This is a genomic window from Streptococcus sp. 5004, assembly GCF_013276755.1.
Taxonomy (GTDB): Bacteria; Bacillota; Bacilli; order Lactobacillales; family Streptococcaceae; genus Streptococcus.
The window spans coordinates 39,946-55,773 of sequence record NZ_VMLP01000006.1 but is presented as its reverse complement, the minus strand read 5'-3'; the positions used below and the strand labels follow the sequence as shown (position 1 = coordinate 55,773).

At 38.2% G+C, this 15,828-nt stretch carries 17 protein-coding genes; 15 read left to right on the top strand and 2 right to left on the bottom strand.

All coding sequences use genetic code 11. The annotated features are described in order from the left end of the window. Positions 1 to 41 precede the first annotated feature (41 nt). The 10 genes from rodZ to tsf all read left to right on the top strand — a co-directional run bounded on the left by rodZ (position 42) and on the right by tsf (position 8,642). The gene (gene rodZ, locus HT685_RS02345; protein WP_173224846.1) at positions 42 to 884 is read left to right on the top strand and encodes a cytoskeleton protein RodZ; all 843 of its coding nucleotides are present in this window, start codon (positions 42 to 44) and stop codon (positions 882 to 884) included. A 10-nt stretch (positions 885 to 894) separates the two neighbouring features. Beyond that, positions 895 to 1,440, top strand: a complete 546-nt coding sequence (gene pgsA, locus HT685_RS02340; RefSeq protein ID WP_049511275.1) for a CDP-diacylglycerol--glycerol-3-phosphate 3-phosphatidyltransferase — start codon at positions 895 to 897, stop codon at positions 1,438 to 1,440. After that, positions 1,437 to 2,264 (top strand): energy-coupling factor ABC transporter ATP-binding protein, encoded by an 828-nt coding sequence (locus HT685_RS02335; RefSeq protein ID WP_173224848.1) that lies wholly within the window; start codon positions 1,437 to 1,439, stop codon positions 2,262 to 2,264. The genes pgsA and HT685_RS02335 overlap by 4 nt, the downstream gene beginning before the upstream one ends. Then, positions 2,249 to 3,088, top strand: coding sequence for an energy-coupling factor transporter ATPase (locus HT685_RS02330; protein WP_173224851.1), 840 nt, complete (start codon positions 2,249 to 2,251; stop codon positions 3,086 to 3,088). Before HT685_RS02335 ends, HT685_RS02330 begins: the two co-directional genes overlap by 16 nt. Then, positions 3,081 to 3,875 carry an energy-coupling factor transporter transmembrane protein EcfT gene (locus HT685_RS02325; RefSeq protein ID WP_173224855.1) on the top strand — a complete coding sequence of 265 codons (795 nt, stop codon included), beginning with the start codon at positions 3,081 to 3,083 and terminating at the stop codon, positions 3,873 to 3,875. The genes HT685_RS02330 and HT685_RS02325 overlap by 8 nt, the downstream gene beginning before the upstream one ends. A 59-nt stretch (positions 3,876 to 3,934) precedes the next feature. Beyond that, complete coding sequence (mreC, locus tag HT685_RS02320) at positions 3,935 to 4,753, top strand: rod shape-determining protein MreC (RefSeq protein ID WP_173224857.1); 819 nt, start codon at positions 3,935 to 3,937, stop codon at positions 4,751 to 4,753. Further along, positions 4,753 to 5,247, top strand: a complete 495-nt coding sequence (gene mreD, locus HT685_RS02315; RefSeq protein ID WP_172929838.1) for a rod shape-determining protein MreD — start codon at positions 4,753 to 4,755, stop codon at positions 5,245 to 5,247. The genes mreC and mreD overlap by 1 nt, the downstream gene beginning before the upstream one ends. Before the next feature lie 93 nt (positions 5,248 to 5,340). Then, on the top strand, positions 5,341 to 6,519 hold the full coding sequence (locus tag HT685_RS02310) for a CHAP domain-containing protein (protein WP_081530007.1): 1,179 nt from the start codon (positions 5,341 to 5,343) through the stop codon (positions 6,517 to 6,519). A 223-nt stretch (positions 6,520 to 6,742) separates the two neighbouring features. Continuing rightward, positions 6,743 to 7,522, top strand: coding sequence for a 30S ribosomal protein S2 (gene rpsB, locus HT685_RS02305; protein WP_000268466.1), 780 nt, complete (start codon positions 6,743 to 6,745; stop codon positions 7,520 to 7,522). A 79-nt stretch (positions 7,523 to 7,601) separates the two neighbouring features. Then, complete coding sequence (gene tsf / locus HT685_RS02300) at positions 7,602 to 8,642, top strand: translation elongation factor Ts (protein WP_050223249.1); 1,041 nt, start codon at positions 7,602 to 7,604, stop codon at positions 8,640 to 8,642. Positions 8,643 to 8,763: 121 nt separating this feature from the next. Here the strand turns inward: tsf and cysK are convergent, their stop codons facing one another. Beyond that, positions 8,764 to 9,690 (bottom strand): cysteine synthase A, encoded by a 927-nt coding sequence (gene cysK, locus HT685_RS02295; RefSeq protein ID WP_173224859.1) that lies wholly within the window; start codon positions 9,688 to 9,690, stop codon positions 8,764 to 8,766. A gap of 285 nt (positions 9,691 to 9,975) precedes the next feature. Continuing rightward, a complete protein-coding gene (locus HT685_RS02290) occupies positions 9,976 to 10,611 on the bottom strand; it encodes a YigZ family protein (RefSeq protein ID WP_173224861.1) in 636 nt (211 codons plus the stop codon). A 56-nt stretch (positions 10,612 to 10,667) separates the two neighbouring features. Here HT685_RS02290 and HT685_RS02285 point away from each other — a divergent pair, with 56 nt between their 5' ends. The 5 genes from HT685_RS02285 to rplI all read left to right on the top strand — a co-directional run bounded on the left by HT685_RS02285 (position 10,668) and on the right by rplI (position 15,810). Next, the gene (locus tag HT685_RS02285) at positions 10,668 to 11,966 is read left to right on the top strand and encodes a DEAD/DEAH box helicase (RefSeq protein ID WP_173224863.1); all 1,299 of its coding nucleotides are present in this window, start codon (positions 10,668 to 10,670) and stop codon (positions 11,964 to 11,966) included. After that, positions 11,963 to 12,625 (top strand): ComF family protein, encoded by a 663-nt coding sequence (locus tag HT685_RS02280; RefSeq protein ID WP_173278940.1) that lies wholly within the window; start codon positions 11,963 to 11,965, stop codon positions 12,623 to 12,625. The genes HT685_RS02285 and HT685_RS02280 overlap by 4 nt, the downstream gene beginning before the upstream one ends. A 79-nt stretch (positions 12,626 to 12,704) precedes the next feature. Next, on the top strand, positions 12,705 to 13,253 hold the full coding sequence (raiA, locus tag HT685_RS02275) for a ribosome-associated translation inhibitor RaiA (RefSeq protein ID WP_173251454.1): 549 nt from the start codon (positions 12,705 to 12,707) through the stop codon (positions 13,251 to 13,253). Positions 13,254 to 13,387: 134 nt separating this feature from the next. Then, positions 13,388 to 15,361 (top strand): DHH family phosphoesterase, encoded by a 1,974-nt coding sequence (locus HT685_RS02270; protein ID WP_173218770.1) that lies wholly within the window; start codon positions 13,388 to 13,390, stop codon positions 15,359 to 15,361. Next, positions 15,358 to 15,810 carry a 50S ribosomal protein L9 gene (gene rplI / locus HT685_RS02265; RefSeq protein ID WP_173224870.1) on the top strand — a complete coding sequence of 151 codons (453 nt, stop codon included), beginning with the start codon at positions 15,358 to 15,360 and terminating at the stop codon, positions 15,808 to 15,810. Before HT685_RS02270 ends, rplI begins: the two co-directional genes overlap by 4 nt. Positions 15,811 to 15,828 lie beyond the last annotated feature (18 nt).

Sequence of the window (15,828 nt, the reverse complement as noted above, 5' to 3'; positions counted from 1 at the left end):
TAACCTATCATAATAGACACTAGAAAGAAGGGATGACAAGTATGAGAAAAAAAACAATTGGAGAGGTTTTACGATTAGCTAGAATCAATCAGGGATTGAGTTTAGATGAATTGCAGAAAAAGACAGAAATCCAGTTAGATATGTTGGAAGCAATGGAAGCAGACGATTTCGATCAACTTCCAAGTCCTTTTTACACGCGTTCTTTCTTGAGAAAATATGCATGGGCTGTTGAGTTAGATGACCAAATTGTCTTGGATGCTTATGATTCTGGGAGTATGATTACTTATGAGGAAGTAGATGTTGATGAAGATGAGTTGACAGGTCGTAGACGTTCCAGTAAGAAAAAGAAGAAAAAAACATCATTTTTACCTTTATTTTATTTTATCCTTTTTGCTTTATCGATTTTAATTTTTGTGACCTATTATGTTTGGAACTATATTCAAACTCAACCAGAGGGGCTTTCTCTTTCTAATTACAGTGTGGTTCAATCAACAAGTTCAATAAGTTCAACTAGCTCTGTTCCCCACTCCTCAAGTAGTAGTTCATCTAGCAGTTCTTCTAGTGTAGAATCAGCTATAAGTGTATCAGGCGAAGGAAATCATGTAGAAATCGCTTATAAGACAAGTAAGGAAACAGTTAAATTGCAATTGGCAGTTTCAGATGTTACAAGTTGGGTCAGCGTTTCAGAAAGCGAACTTGAGGGCGGTGTAACCTTATCACCGGATAATAAAAGTGCAGAAGCAACAGTTGCAACTAAAAGTCCTGTAACCATTACGTTAGGTGTTGTAAAAGGTGTTGCTTTGACAGTAGATAATCAGACTGTTGATTTATCGAAATTAACAGCCCAGACTGGACAAATCACTGTAACCTTTACTAAAAATTAAGGAAAAACGAATGAAAAAAGAACAAATTCCCAATCTCTTAACAATAGGTCGAATTCTCTTTATACCTATTTTTATCTTTATTTTAACGATAGGAAATTCGATAGAGAGTCATATAGTGGCAGCTATTATCTTTGCTGTTGCCAGTATTACCGACTATTTAGATGGATATTTAGCTCGTAAATGGAATGTAGTCAGTAATTTCGGTAAATTTGCAGATCCTATGGCGGATAAGCTACTAGTTATGTCGGCTTTTATTATGTTGATTGAGCTAGGTATGGCTCCAGCTTGGATTGTTGCAGTGATCATCTGTCGTGAGTTGGCTGTGACAGGTTTAAGGCTTTTATTGGTTGAAACTGGTGGAACAGTTTTAGCAGCAGCAATGCCTGGAAAAATTAAAACTTTCAGTCAGATGTTTGCCATTATTTTCTTGCTATTACACTGGACTTTGCTTGGTCAAGTTCTACTTTATGTAGCCTTGTTTTTCACTATCTACTCTGGCTATGATTATTTCAAGGGTAGTGCCTATGTATTTAAAGGGACATTTGGTTCGAAATGAAATCAGTAATTGATGTAAAAAATCTTTCTTTTCGTTATAAGGAAAGTCAGGAATACTATGATGTGAAGGATATTACGTTTCACGTGAAACGTGGAGAATGGCTTTCGATTGTAGGGCATAATGGTAGTGGTAAATCAACGACGGTTCGCTTAATTGATGGCTTACTAGAAGCAGAATCTGGAGAGATTGTAATTGATGGCCAACGGCTAACTGAGGAAAATGTTTGGAATATACGTCGTCAAATCGGTATGGTTTTTCAAAATCCAGACAATCAGTTTGTTGGAGCGACTGTTGAAGACGATGTTGCCTTTGGTTTGGAAAATCAGGGCCTTTCTCGTCAAGAAATGAAAAAGAGAGTGGAAGAAGCTCTGGATTTGGTTGGCATGTTGGACTTTAAAAAGAGAGAGCCAGCACGTTTATCGGGTGGCCAAAAGCAACGTGTGGCCATTGCAGGTGTTGTAGCCCTAAGACCAGCTATTCTAATCTTAGATGAAGCAACGAGTATGTTGGATCCTGAGGGGCGTAGAGAACTGATTGAGACAGTAAAAGGAATTCGGAAAGACTATGATATGACGGTCATTTCCATTACACATGATTTGGAAGAAGTTGCCATGAGTGATCGTGTATTGGTCATGAAAAAAGGGTCAATTGAATCAACTAGTAGTCCAAGAGATCTTTTCTCTCGAAATGATTTAGATCAAATTGGATTAGACAATCCTTTTGCCAATCAATTAAAACATTCTTTGAACCAGAATGGCTATGATTTACCTGAAAATTATTTGACAGAAAGTGAGCTAGAGGATAAGCTATGGGAATTGCTCTAGAAAATGTGAGTTTTACATATCAAGAAGGGACTCCCTTAGCTTCAGCAGCTTTGTCGGATGTTTCTTTGACGATTGAAGATGGTTCTTATACGGCTTTAATTGGCCATACAGGTAGTGGCAAATCAACTATTTTACAACTCTTAAATGGTTTATTGGTTCCAAGTCAAGGGAGCGTGCGGGTTTTTGATACCTTAATCACCTCGACTTCTAAAAATAAAGATATTCGTCAAATTAGAAAACAGGTTGGCTTGGTATTTCAGTTTGCTGAAAATCAGATTTTTGAAGAAACGGTTTTGAAAGATGTTGCTTTTGGCCCGCAAAATTTTGGAGTTTCTGAAGAAGATGCGGAGCAGATTGCGCGTGAGAAACTGGCTCTGGTTGGAATCGATGAATCACTTTTTAATCGTAGCCCGTTTGAGCTATCAGGTGGACAAATGAGACGTGTTGCCATTGCAGGCATACTTGCTATGGAACCAGCCATATTAGTCTTAGATGAGCCCACAGCAGGCCTAGATCCTCTGGGAAGAAAAGAGCTGATGAATTTGTTCAAAAAACTCCACCAGTCAGGGATGACCATTGTCTTGGTAACGCATTTGATGGATGATGTTGCTGAATATGCGAATCAAGTCTATGTGATGGAAAAGGGACGTCTAGTTAAGGGTGGTAAGCCAAGTGATGTCTTTCAAGATGTTGTCTTTATGGAAGAAGTGCAGTTGGGAGTACCTAAAATTACGGCCTTTTGTAAACGATTGGCTGATAGAGGTGTGTCATTTAAACGATTACCGATTAAGATAGAGGAGTTCAAGGAGTCGCGAAATGGATAGTATGATTTTGGGGCGTTATATCCCAGGGGATTCGATTGTTCACCGATTGGATCCACGTAGCAAATTGCTGGCTATGATGCTACTAATTTTGATCGTTTTTTGGGCTAATAACCCCTTGACGAATCTAATTCTTTTTATAGCGACAGGGATATTTATTGCCTTGTCAGGAGTATCTCTTTCATTTTTTATTCAGGGCTTGAAGTCTATGTTTTTCTTGATTGCCTTCACAACTATTTTTCAACTGTTTTTCATTTCTAATGGGAATGTTTTATTTGAGTTTTCGTTTGTGAGAATCACGGATTATGCTTTGCAACAAGCTGGGATTATTTTTTGTCGCTTTGTATTGATTATTTTCTTTTCAACTTTGTTAACCTTAACGACCATGCCCTTAAGTTTGGCATCAGCTGTCGAAGCTTTGTTAGCGCCTTTAAAGCGTGTGAAAGTTCCAGTTCATGAAATTGGATTGATGCTGTCCATGAGTCTACGTTTTGTTCCAACCTTGATGGATGATACGACGCGGATTATGAATGCACAGAAAGCGCGTGGAGTGGATTTTGGTGAAGGAAGCATTGCTCAAAAAGTAAAGGCTATGATTCCTATTTTGATTCCTCTTTTTGCGACAAGTTTAAAACGTTCGGATTCCTTGGCTATCGCCATGGAAGCGCGTGGTTATCAGGGTGGAAAAGGCAGAAGTCAATACCGACAATTGAAATGGACTCGAAAGGATACGCTGACCATTCTTGTTGTTATCGTACTTGGTTGTTGCTTATTTTTCTTAAAATCTTAGTAGCTTTCAGGAATTGATAAAAAAGTTACTGTAACAGTTCTTGATATAAAGGTAGGGATATGAACCGTTTTAAAAAATCAAAATATGTCATTATTGTTTTTGTCACTGTTCTGCTTGTATCAGCTCTCTTAGCGACGACTTATTCAAGTACAATTGTAACAAAATTAGGAGATGGAATTTCATTGGTTGATAGGGTTGTACAAAAACCTTTTCAGTGGTTTGATTCTGTCAAATCAGATTTGGCTCATTTGACACGAACATATAATGAAAATGAAAGTTTGAAGAAACAGATTTACCAATTAGAAGTTAAATCAAATGAGGCGGAAAGTTTAAAGACAGAAAATGAACAATTGCGTCAATTGCTTGATATGAAGTCTAAATTGCAAGCCACAAAGACTTTAGCAGCAGATGTTATTATGCGTTCTCCGGTATCTTGGAAACAGGAATTGACCTTAGATGTAGGCAAATCAAAAGGAGCTTCAGATAACATGTTAGCTATTGCAAATGGTGGTTTGATTGGGAGCGTTTCAAAAGTGGAGGACAACTCTACCATGGTCAACCTTCTGACAAATACGGAAAATGCTGATAAGATTTCTGTTAAAATTCAACACGGCACTACCACAATTTATGGAATTATTGTTGGCTACGACAAGGAAAATGAAGTTCTTAAAATTAGCCAATTAAATAGTAATAGCGATATTAGTGCGGGAGATAAGGTGACTACTGGTGGATTAGGAAACTTTAACGTTGCTGATATTCCTGTTGGTGAAGTGGTTGCCACAACGCATAGTACAGACTATTTGACACGAGAAGTAACTGTTAAATTGAGTGCAGATACTCATAATGTGGATGTGATAGAATTAGTGGGGAATTCATAATGAGACAGTTGAAGCGGGTTGGAGTGTTTTTATTGCTTCCTTTCTTTGTTCTAATTGACGCCCATATTAGCCAGCTTCTGGGCTCATTTTTCCCCCATGTACATTTGGCTAGTCATTTTCTTTTTCTATTTCTCTTATTTGAGACAATAGAAGTATCAGAATATCTCTATCTAGTCTATTGTTTTATGGTGGGCCTGGTTTATGATGTTTACTTTTTCCATCTAATAGGGATTGCAACTCTCTTATTTATCTTATTGGGAGCCCTTCTTCATAAATTGAATAGTGTTATTTTGTTGAATCGTTGGACAAGAATGCTAGCCATGATTGTCCTGACATTCCTGTTTGAAATGGGTAGTTATCTTTTGGCTTTTATGGTAGGGCTGACAGTGGATAACATGTCGATTTTTATAGTCTATAGCTTGGTACCGACGATGATTTTAAATTTTTTATGGGTTACTGTTTTTCAATTTATTTTTGAAAAATATTATCTATAAGAACGACATATAAATGTAACAAAGGCGTAATATTTATTGGAGTTTTTTTTGGTATACTAGTATTGTCTTAAACAGAAGGAGTATTTATTAACCATGAAGAAAAAAATCTTAGCCTCGCTTTTATTAAGTACAGTAATGGTTTCCCAGGCAGCAGTATTGACGACTGCCCATGCAGAAACGACTGATGACAAAATTGCTGCTCAAGATAATAAAATTAGTAACTTAACAGCACAACAACAAGAAGCACAAAAACAAGTTGATCAAATTCAGGAGCAAGTATCTGCTATTCAAGCAGAGCAATCTAACTTGCAATCTGAAAATGATAGATTACAAGCAGAATCTAAGAAACTCGAGGGTGAGATTACAGAACTTTCTAAAAACATTGTTTCTCGTAACCAATCTTTAGAAAAACAAGCTCGTAGTGCTCAAACAAATGGAGCTGCAACTAGCTACATCAATACGATTGTAAACTCAAAATCAATTACAGAAGCTATTTCACGTGTTGCTGCAATGAGTGAAATCGTATCTGCGAATAACAAAATGTTGGAACAACAAAAGGCAGATAAGAAAGCTATTTCTGAAAAGCAAGTAGCAAACAATGATGCTATCAATACTGTAATTGCTAATCAACAAAAATTGGCAGATGATGCTCAAGCATTGACTACTAAACAGGCAGAACTAAAAGCTGCTGAATTGAGTCTTGCTGCTGAGAAAGCGACAGCTGAAGGGGAAAAAGCAAGTCTATTGGAACAAAAAGCAGCAGCTGAGGCTGAGGCTCGTGCAGCTGCGGCAGCAGAAGCGGCTTATAAAGAAAAACAAGCTAGCCAACAACAATCAGTACTTGCTTCAGGTAATACCAACCTAACAGCACAGGTACAGGCAGTATCTGAATCTGCAGTAGCACCTGTTCAGGCTAAAGTACGTCCAACATATAACACAGATGCCTCAACTTATCCAATTGGTGAATGTACCTGGGGAGTTAAAACATTAGCACCTTGGGCTGGAGACTATTGGGGTAATGGAGCACAGTGGGCCACAAGTGCAGCAGCAGCAGGTTTCCGTACAGGTTCAACCCCTCAAGTTGGAGCAATTGCATGTTGGAACGATGGTGGATATGGACACGTAGCGGTTGTTACAGCTGTTGAATCAACAACACGTATCCAAGTATCAGAATCAAACTATGCAGGTAATCGCACACTTGGAAACCACCGTGGATGGTTTAATCCAACAACGACTTCTGAAGGTTTTGTGACATATATTTATGCAGACTAATTAGAGAGGGACTCGAATAGAGCCCTCTTTTTCAGGTTTTACCGTGACAATAACGATTAAAAATCCCATCAAAATAGCTTGAAAATATCGAAAAAGTATGGTAGAATAAAAATTGTCGTGTGAACGATAATACTCATTCTTGATGAATTGTGAAGCAGTTGCCCTTGGGTCGTTTTGCGAGTTGAAGTCAAGAAGAGGAAAAAAACAAAAAGGAGAAATACTCATGGCAGTAATTTCAATGAAACAACTTCTTGAGGCTGGTGTACACTTTGGTCACCAAACTCGTCGCTGGAACCCTAAGATGGCTAAATACATCTTTACAGAGCGTAACGGAATCCACGTTATCGACTTGCAACAAACTGTAAAATACGCTGACCAAGCATACGACTTCATGCGTGATGCAGCAGCTAACGATGCAGTTGTATTGTTCGTTGGTACTAAGAAACAAGCAGCTGATGCAGTTGCTGAAGAAGCAGTACGTTCAGGTCAATACTTCATCAACCACCGTTGGTTGGGTGGAACTCTTACAAACTGGGGAACAATCCAAAAACGTATCGCTCGTTTGAAAGAAATTAAACGTATGGAAGAAGATGGAACTTTCGAAGTTCTTCCTAAGAAAGAAGTTGCACTTCTTAACAAACAACGTGCGCGTCTTGAAAAATTCTTGGGTGGTATCGAAGATATGCCTCGTATCCCAGATGTGATGTACGTAGTTGACCCACATAAAGAGCAAATCGCTGTTAAAGAAGCTAAAAAATTGGGAATTCCAGTTGTAGCGATGGTCGACACAAATACTGATCCAGATGATATCGATGTAATCATCCCAGCTAACGATGACGCTATCCGCGCTGTTAAATTGATTACAGCTAAATTGGCTGATGCTATCATCGAAGGACGTCAAGGTGAGGATGCAGTAGCAGTTGAAGCAGAATTTGCAGCTTCAGAAACTCAAGCAGATTCAATTGAAGAAATCGTTGAAGTTGTAGAAGGCGACAACGCTTAATTCATAATAAATAGTAATTACCTAGGAGGGCGGGGCTTAGCCCGGCTCTCCTATTTTTAAAAAATATAGGAGAATCAAAATGGCAGAAATTACAGCTAAACTTGTTAAAGAGTTGCGTGAAAAATCTGGTGCTGGTGTTATGGACGCTAAAAAAGCATTGGTTGAAGTGGAAGGCGATATCGAAAAAGCGATTGAATTGCTTCGCGAAAAAGGTATGGCAAAAGCAGCTAAGAAAGCTGACCGTGTTGCTGCAGAAGGTTTGACTGGTGTTTATGTTGACGGTAACATTGCAGCAGTTGTTGAAGTAAATGCTGAAACTGACTTCGTTGCGAAAAACGCTCAATTTGTTGAGTTGGTAAACGCAACAGCTAAAGCAATCGTTGAAGGAAAACCAGCTAACAACGAAGAAGCTCTTGCTTTGACAATGCCTTCAGGTGAAACTCTTGAAGCTGCATACGTATCTGCAACAGCGACTATCGGAGAAAAAATCTCATTCCGTCGCTTTGCTTTGATTGAAAAAACAGATGCACAACACTTCGGAGCCTACCAACACAACGGTGGACGTATCGGTGTTATCTCTGTAATCGAAGGTGGAGACGAAGCACTTGCTAAACAAATTTCAATGCACATCGCTGCTATGAAACCAACAGTTCTTTCATACAAAGAATTGGATGAGCAATTTGTTAAAGATGAGTTGGCACAATTGAACCACGTTATCGACCAAGATAACGAAAGCCGTGCAATGGTTAACAAACCAGCTCTTCCACACTTGAAATATGGATCAAAAGCACAATTGACTGATGAAGTGATCGCTCAAGCTGAAGCTGACATCAAAGCTGAATTGGCTGCAGAAGGCAAACCAGAAAAAATCTGGGACAAAATCATCCCAGGTAAAATGGATCGCTTCATGCTTGACAATACTAAAGTTGACCAAGCTTACACACTTCTTGCACAAGTTTATATCATGGATGACAGCAAGACAGTTGAAGCATACCTTGAGTCAGTTAACGCTTCAGTAGTTGAGTTCGCTCGCTTTGAAGTTGGTGAAGGTATCGAAAAAGCTGCAAACGACTTTGAAGCTGAAGTTGCGGCTACAATGGCAGCAGCCTTGAATAACTAATTATAGAAAGGAAGTAAATTTGCTTCCTTTTTTCTATGCAGTCGATCCTTATAGGGAGAACTTCCTATTTTCAAGGTAAAAATAAAAAGCCCTATAATAAGGGCTAAGTGCATTTAGGAGACTAAACTTCAAATTCATAGAGTGTTGTAGAGAGATAACGTTCACCGTTATCTGGTGCTAGAGCAAGAACTTTTTTACCTGTACCTAATTTTTTGGCAATCTCGATGGCTCCGTAGATAGCTGCAGCTGAAGAAATCCCTACAAGGAAACCTTCTTTTCCACCAATTTCACGGCCGAGTGCTAGAGCATCGTCTGACGTTACACGAACGATACCATCATAAGCCTTTGTATCCAGTGTATCAGGAATAAATCCAGCTGATATACCTTGAATTTTGTGAGGACCAGGTTTTTCACCAGATAGAATAGCAGATTCATCAGCTTCCACTGCATAAACTTGAATGTTTGAATTTGCTGATTTGAGTGCATGAGAAACACCAGAAATTGTTCCACCGGTACCAACTCCAGCAACAAAGGCATCTAATCCATTTTTACCGAAAGCAGCTAGTATCTCAGCTCCTGTTGTTCTTTCGTGTACTTCTGGATTTGCTGGGTTGTCAAATTGAAGAGGAAGGAAACCATCACGTTCAGCAGCGATTTCTTGAGCCTTAGCAATAGCACCTTTCATTCCTTCGCTACCAGGAGTAAGGACGAGTTCAGCACCATAGGCTTGGATAATCTTACGTCGTTCCACACTCATAGTTTCAGGCATAACGATAACAACTTTATACCCTTTAGCAGCCCCTACCCATGAAAGTCCAATACCAGTGTTTCCACTTGTTGCTTCAACAATAGTAGAACCAGGTTTCAGAATACCGTCTTGTTCAGCTTTTTCAATCATGCTAAGAGCAATACGGTCTTTTACAGAAGAACCAGGGTTAAATGCTTCAAGTTTTACATAGACATCTGCAGCACCTTCTGGCACAATGTTGTTGAGTTTAACAATCGGAGTTTGACCGATTAGTTCAGTAATGTTGTTATAAATAGACATATGAATACCTCTTTGTATAAGATATCTCTAGTATAACGCTATCTATACCATTTGTAAAATATAGAAATCCTATCGAAGTGATAGGATTTTTTTATATCACAGGTCTAAGCCATTAATTTTCAAGCGATTGTGATAAGCTAATTCTAGTAAATAGGTGTAAAGGAGAACGCTATCCGTTTTCTTTTTGAATTGCTTCATTTTCTAGTAGGTCTTGGCAAGCATCTTTTTATGTTGCTAATTAAAGTAGCGGAGAAAATATCAGTGAAACACTGTATTATCTATTATTTACACAAGGTTTACAGGAACCTCAACTTCGCGTAAACCTTGATCAGTTAAAGTGACTTTTCCATTAAAAAACTCTATAAGTGAAGCTTTAATATTTTCTTTTTCTTCTTTATCAACATAAATCATCGTATCGACTTGATCTGTAAAGTTTGTATCCAGCTCCATGAGATTATGTTCTTTAAGGAAGTTACTGTACTCTTGGTACTGAGCATAAGACATTTGAATAGCAATGCCAGCCTGTTCTTTTATTTCAATAATACCAATTTCTTTGACACCTAAGGCGACACTGCCGGCGTAAGCACGAATCAGTCCTCCAGCGCCTAGTTTAATACCACCAAAGTAGCGTGTCACTACCACACAGACATTGGTAAGATTGTGATTTTCTAGCACCCCAAGCATGGGAACGCCAGCAGTACCACTAGGCTCACCATCATCACTTGTTCGTTTGATTTCACTACGTTCTCCAATAATGAAGGCAGAGCAGTTATGCGTAGCTTTGTAGTGTTCTTTTTTGATGGTGGTAATGAAGTCACGAGCCTCTTCTTCGCTATAAACACGCTTGGCATGACAGATAAAGCGTGATTTTTTGATTTCTTCTTGGACTTGACCGTCCTCTTTAATTGTTCTAAATTCCATGATTTAATTGTACTAAAAAATCATCTAAAGCGCTAGGTTTTTACGAATAAAGAAGTATGAAAGTAAATCCAAATTATCTTGGTCGCTTGTTTACTGAGAATGAATTAACAGAAGAAGAACGTCAGTTGGCGGAGAAACTTCCAGCAATGAGAAAGGAGAAGGGGAAACTTGTCTGTCAACGTTGTGATAGTGCTATTTTAGATGAATGGTATTTGCCCATCGGTGCTTACTATTGTCGAGAGTGCTTGCTGATGAAGCGAGTCAGGAGTGACCAAGCTTTATACTATTTTCCGCAGGAGGATTTTCCTAAACAGGATGTTCTTAAATGGCGTGGTCAATTAACTCCTTTTCAAGAAAAGGTGTCAGAGGGATTGATTCAAGCAGTAGAGAAGCAAGAGCTAACTTTAGTTCATGCGGTGACAGGGGCTGGAAAGACAGAAATGATTTATCAAGTTGTGGCTAAAGTGATTAATGGAGGTGGTGCAGTATGTTTGGCTAGTCCTCGCATAGATGTTTGTTTGGAGCTGTATAAGCGCCTGCAAAAGGATTTTGCTTGTAAGATAGCCCTCCTACATGGAGAATCGGAACCTTATTTTAGAACACCACTAGTTGTTGCGACAACCCATCAGTTATTAAAATTTTATCAAGCTTTTGATTTACTGATAGTGGATGAAGTAGATGCCTTTCCTTATGTTGACAACCCCACGCTTTACCATGCTGTCAAGAATAGTGTAAAGGAGAATGGGCTGAGAATCTTTTTAACAGCGACTTCGACTGATGAGTTAGATAAAAAGGTCCATTTAGGAGAACTAAAAAGACTGAGTTTGCCTAGACGATTTCATGGAAATCCGTTGATTATTCCTAAGCCAGTTTGGTTATCGGATTTTAATCGCTATTTGGATAAGAATTGTTTGTCACCAAAGTTAAAGTCCTATATTGAGAAGCAGAGAAAGACAGCTTATCCCTTACTCATTTTTGCTTCAGAAATTAAGAAAGGGGAGCAGTTAAAAGAAATCTTACAGGAGCAATTTCCAAATGAGAAAATTGGCTTTGTATCTTCTGTAACAGAGGATCGATTAGAGCAAGTACAAGCTTTTCGAGATGGAGAGCTGACAATACTTATCAGTACGACGATATTGGAGCGTGGGGTTACCTTTCCTTGCGTGGATGTTTTCGTAGTAGAAGCCAACCATCGTTTGTTTACCAAGTCAAGCTTGATTCAGATTGGTGGACGAGTTGGACGAAGCATGGATAGACCGACAGGAGATTTGCTTTTCTTCCATGATGGGTTAAATGCTTCAATCAAGAAGGCGATTAAGGAAATTCAGATGATGAATAAGGAGGCTGGTCTATGAAGTGTTTGTTATGTGGGCAGACTATGAAGGCTGTTTTAACTTTCAGTAGTCTCTTACTTCTGAAGAATGATGCCTCCTGTATTTGTTTAGACTGTGATTCTACTTTTGAAAGAATTGGGGAAGAGAACTGTCCAAATTGTATGAAAACAGAGTTGTCAACAAAGTGTCAAGATTGTCAATTTTGGTGTAAAGAAGGAGTTGAGGTCAGTCATAGAGCAATTTTTACTTACAATCAAGCTATGAAGGATTTTTTCAGTCGGTATAAGTTTGATGGAGACTTCCTTTTAAGAAAAGTTTTTGCTTCAGTTTTAAGTGAGGAGTTAAAAAAGTACAAAGAGTATCAATTTGTTGTAATTCCATTAAGTAAGGAGAGATATGCTAACAGAGGATTTAATCAGGTTGAGAGCTTTGTAGAGGCAGCAGGCTTTGAGTATCTGGATTTACTAGAGAAAAGAGAAGAGAGAGCCAGTTCTTCTAAGAGTCGTTCAGAACGTTTAGCTACAGAACTTCCTTTTTTTATTAAAAGTGGAATCATTATTCCTAAGAAAATCCTACTTATAGATGATATTTATACTACAGGAACAACTATAAATCGTGTGAAGAAACTGCTGGAAGAAGCTGGTGCTGAGGATGTAAAAACATTTTCCCTTGTAAGATGAGGAAAAAATTTGCAAAAATAGAATGAAAGCGTTATAATAAAATCATAAAAACAAAAATGTTTAGAAAGAAGGTACTCATATGATTAAATATAGTATCCGTGGTGAAAACCTAGAAGTAACAGAAGCAATTCGTGATTATGTAGTTTCTAAACTCGAAAAGATCGAAAAGTATTTTCAAGCTGAACAAGAGTTGGATGCCCGAATTAACTTAAAAGTTTATCGTGAAAAAACGGCTAAAGTGGAAGTAACGATTCCGCTTGGATCTATTACTCTCCGCGCAGAAGATGTGTCTCAAGATATGTATGGTTCAATTGACCTTGTAACTGATAAAATTGAACGTCAGATTCGTAAAAATAAAACAAAAATCGAGCGTAAAAATAAAAATAAGGTAGCAACTAGTCAATTATTTACAGATGCTTTGGTGGAAGATCCAAATGTTGTCCAGTCTAGAGTTGTTCGTTCAAAACAAATTGATTTAAAACCAATGGATTTGGAAGAAGCTATTCTACAAATGGATTTGTTAGGACATGATTTCTTTATCTATGTGGATGTTGAAGATCAGACAACCAATGTGATTTATCGTCGTGAGGATGGCGAAATTGGTTTGTTAGAAGTTAAAGAATCTTAATTTCAATATGTGTAAAGGTAGGTTTACTGAATTGTAAACCTCCTTTTTCTTATAATTGATAGAATTACTGATTACACTTTTAAAAGTCGCTTTTTGAGGGTTATTATGGTATAATGGGTGCCAAGAGGTTTGGAATGAAAAAATTTTATGTAAGTCCAATTTTTCCTATTCTAGTAGGATTGATTGCGTTTGGAGTCTTATCCACTTTCATTATTTTTGTTAATAATAATCTGTTGACGCTTTTAATTTTGTTTCTTTTTGTAGGAGGCTATGTTTTTTTATTTAAGAAACTGAGAGTGCATTATACAAGGAGTGATGTAGAACAGATACAGTATGTAAACCACCAAGCGGAAGAAAGTTTGACATCTCTATTGGAACAGATGCCTGTAGGTGTTATGAAATTGAATTTATCTTCTGGAGAGGTTGAGTGGTTTAATCCCTATGCTGAATTGATTTTGACCAAGGAAGATGGCGATTTTGATTTGGAAGCTGTTCAAACGATTATCAAGGCTTCAGTAGGAAATCCGTCTACTTATGCCAAACTGGGTGAGAAGCGTTATGCTGTTCATATGGATGCTTCTTCCGGTGTTTTGTATTTTGTAGATGTATCCAGGGAGCAAGCCATAACAGATGAGTTAGTAACGAGTCGACCAGTGATTGGAATTGTATCTGTGGATAATTATGATGATTTGGAGGATGCAACTTCTGAGTCAGATATTAGTCAAATCAATAGTTTTGTAGCTAATTTTATATCAGAGTTTTCAGAAAAATACATGATGTTTTCTCGTCGGGTAAGTATGGATCGATTTTATCTCTTTACTGACTACACGGTGCTTGAGGGCTTGATGAATGATAAATTTTCTGTTATTGATGCTTTCAGAGAAGAGTCGAAACAGAGACAGTTGCCCTTGACCTTAAGTATGGGATTTTCTTATGGCGATGGAAATCATGATGAAATAGGGAAAGTTGCTTTGCTCAACTTGAACTTGGCTGAAGTACGTGGTGGCGACCAGGTGGTTGTCAAGGAGAATGATGAAACGAAAAATCCAGTCTACTTTGGAGGTGGGTCGGCTGCGTCTATCAAGCGCACTCGTACCCGTACTCGATCAATGATGACAGCCATATCTGATAAGATTCGTAGTGTGGATCAAGTGTTTGTAGTTGGGCATAGAAATTTAGATATGGATGCCCTGGGCTCTGCTGTAGGTATGCAGTTGTTCGCCAGCAATGTGATTGAAAATAGCTATGCTCTTTATGATGAAGAACAAATGTCTCCAGATATTGAACGAGCTGTTTCATTCTTAGAAAAAGAAGGAGTTACGAAGTTGTTGTCTGTTAAGGATGCAATGGGGATGGTGACTAATCGTTCTTTGTTGATTCTTGTAGACCATTCAAAGACAGCCTTAACATTATCAAAAGAATTTTATGATTTATTTACCCAAACTATTGTTATTGACCACCATAGAAGGGATCAGGATTTTCCAGATAATGCAGTTATCACTTATATCGAAAGTGGTGCAAGCAGTGCCAGTGAGTTGGTAACGGAATTGATTCAGTTCCAGAATTCTAAGAAAAATCGTCTGAGTCGTATGCAGGCCAGTGTTTTGATGGCTGGTATGATGCTGGATACTAAAAATTTTACCTCACGAGTGACTAGTCGGACATTTGATGTTGCTAGCTATCTCAGAACGAGAGGAAGTGATAGTATTGCTATCCAAGAAATCGCTGCGACAGATTTTGAAGAATATCGTGAGGTCAATGAACTGATTTTACAGGGGCGTAAATTAGGTTCAGATGTACTGATAGCAGAGGCTAAGGACACGAAATGCTATGATACAGTTGTTATTAGTAAGGCAGCAGATGCCATGTTAGCTATGTCGGGTATTGAAGCGAGTTTTGTTCTTGCGAAGAATACACAAGGATTTATCTCTATCTCAGCTCGCAGTCGTAGTAAATTGAATGTACAACGGATTATGGAAGAACTGGGAGGTGGAGGCCACTTTAATTTGGCTGCAGCTCAAATTAAAGATTTAACCTTGTCAGAAGCAGGTGAAAAACTGACAGAAATTGTATTAAATGAAATAAAGGAAAAGGAGAAAGAAGAATGAAAGTAATCTTTTTAGCAGATGTCAAAGGAAAAGGTAAAAAAGGCGAAATTAAGGAAGTACCAACAGGGTATGCGCAAAACTTTCTTATCAAAAAGAACCTAGCAAAAGAAGCGACTGCTCAAGCGGTAGGTGAGCTTCGTGGTAAACAAAAATCTGAAGAAAAAGCTCACGCTGAAATGATTGCAGAAGCAAAAGCAATTAAAGCCCAACTTGAATCAGAGGAAACTATTGTAGAATTTGTTGAAAAGGTTGGTCCAGATGGCCGTACCTTTGGTTCTATTACCAATAAGAAGATTGCAGAAGAATTGCAAAAGCAATTTGGAATTAAGATTGATAAACGTCATATTCAAGTACAAGCTCCGATTCGAGCAGTTGGTTTGATTGATGTACCAGTGAAAATCTATCAAGATATCACAAGTGTAATCAACCTTCGTGTGAAAGAAGGATAAGTTTACACCTTCTTGACA

What these genes read in the sequence shown, in the direction of transcription:
- HT685_RS02290 (WP_173224861.1), bottom strand. Translation starts at nt 10,611, where the DNA reads ATGGAATTTAGAACAATTAAAGAGGACGGTCAAGTCCAAGAAGAAATC.
- HT685_RS02285 (WP_173224863.1), top strand. Translation starts at nt 10,668, where the DNA reads ATGAAAGTAAATCCAAATTATCTTGGTCGCTTGTTTACTGAGAATGAA.
- rodZ (WP_173224846.1), top strand. Translation starts at nt 42, where the DNA reads ATGAGAAAAAAAACAATTGGAGAGGTTTTACGATTAGCTAGAATCAAT.
- pgsA (WP_049511275.1), top strand. Translation starts at nt 895, where the DNA reads ATGAAAAAAGAACAAATTCCCAATCTCTTAACAATAGGTCGAATTCTC.
- HT685_RS02330 (WP_173224851.1), top strand. Translation starts at nt 2,249, where the DNA reads ATGGGAATTGCTCTAGAAAATGTGAGTTTTACATATCAAGAAGGGACT.
- cysK (WP_173224859.1), bottom strand. Translation starts at nt 9,690, where the DNA reads ATGTCTATTTATAACAACATTACTGAACTAATCGGTCAAACTCCGATT.
- rpsB (WP_000268466.1), top strand. Translation starts at nt 6,743, where the DNA reads ATGGCAGTAATTTCAATGAAACAACTTCTTGAGGCTGGTGTACACTTT.
- rplI (WP_173224870.1), top strand. Translation starts at nt 15,358, where the DNA reads ATGAAAGTAATCTTTTTAGCAGATGTCAAAGGAAAAGGTAAAAAAGGC.
- mreD (WP_172929838.1), top strand. Translation starts at nt 4,753, where the DNA reads ATGAGACAGTTGAAGCGGGTTGGAGTGTTTTTATTGCTTCCTTTCTTT.
- tsf (WP_050223249.1), top strand. Translation starts at nt 7,602, where the DNA reads ATGGCAGAAATTACAGCTAAACTTGTTAAAGAGTTGCGTGAAAAATCT.
- raiA (WP_173251454.1), top strand. Translation starts at nt 12,705, where the DNA reads ATGATTAAATATAGTATCCGTGGTGAAAACCTAGAAGTAACAGAAGCA.
- HT685_RS02280 (WP_173278940.1), top strand. Translation starts at nt 11,963, where the DNA reads ATGAAGTGTTTGTTATGTGGGCAGACTATGAAGGCTGTTTTAACTTTC.
- mreC (WP_173224857.1), top strand. Translation starts at nt 3,935, where the DNA reads ATGAACCGTTTTAAAAAATCAAAATATGTCATTATTGTTTTTGTCACT.
- HT685_RS02325 (WP_173224855.1), top strand. Translation starts at nt 3,081, where the DNA reads ATGGATAGTATGATTTTGGGGCGTTATATCCCAGGGGATTCGATTGTT.
- HT685_RS02270 (WP_173218770.1), top strand. Translation starts at nt 13,388, where the DNA reads ATGAAAAAATTTTATGTAAGTCCAATTTTTCCTATTCTAGTAGGATTG.
- HT685_RS02310 (WP_081530007.1), top strand. Translation starts at nt 5,341, where the DNA reads ATGAAGAAAAAAATCTTAGCCTCGCTTTTATTAAGTACAGTAATGGTT.
- HT685_RS02335 (WP_173224848.1), top strand. Translation starts at nt 1,437, where the DNA reads ATGAAATCAGTAATTGATGTAAAAAATCTTTCTTTTCGTTATAAGGAA.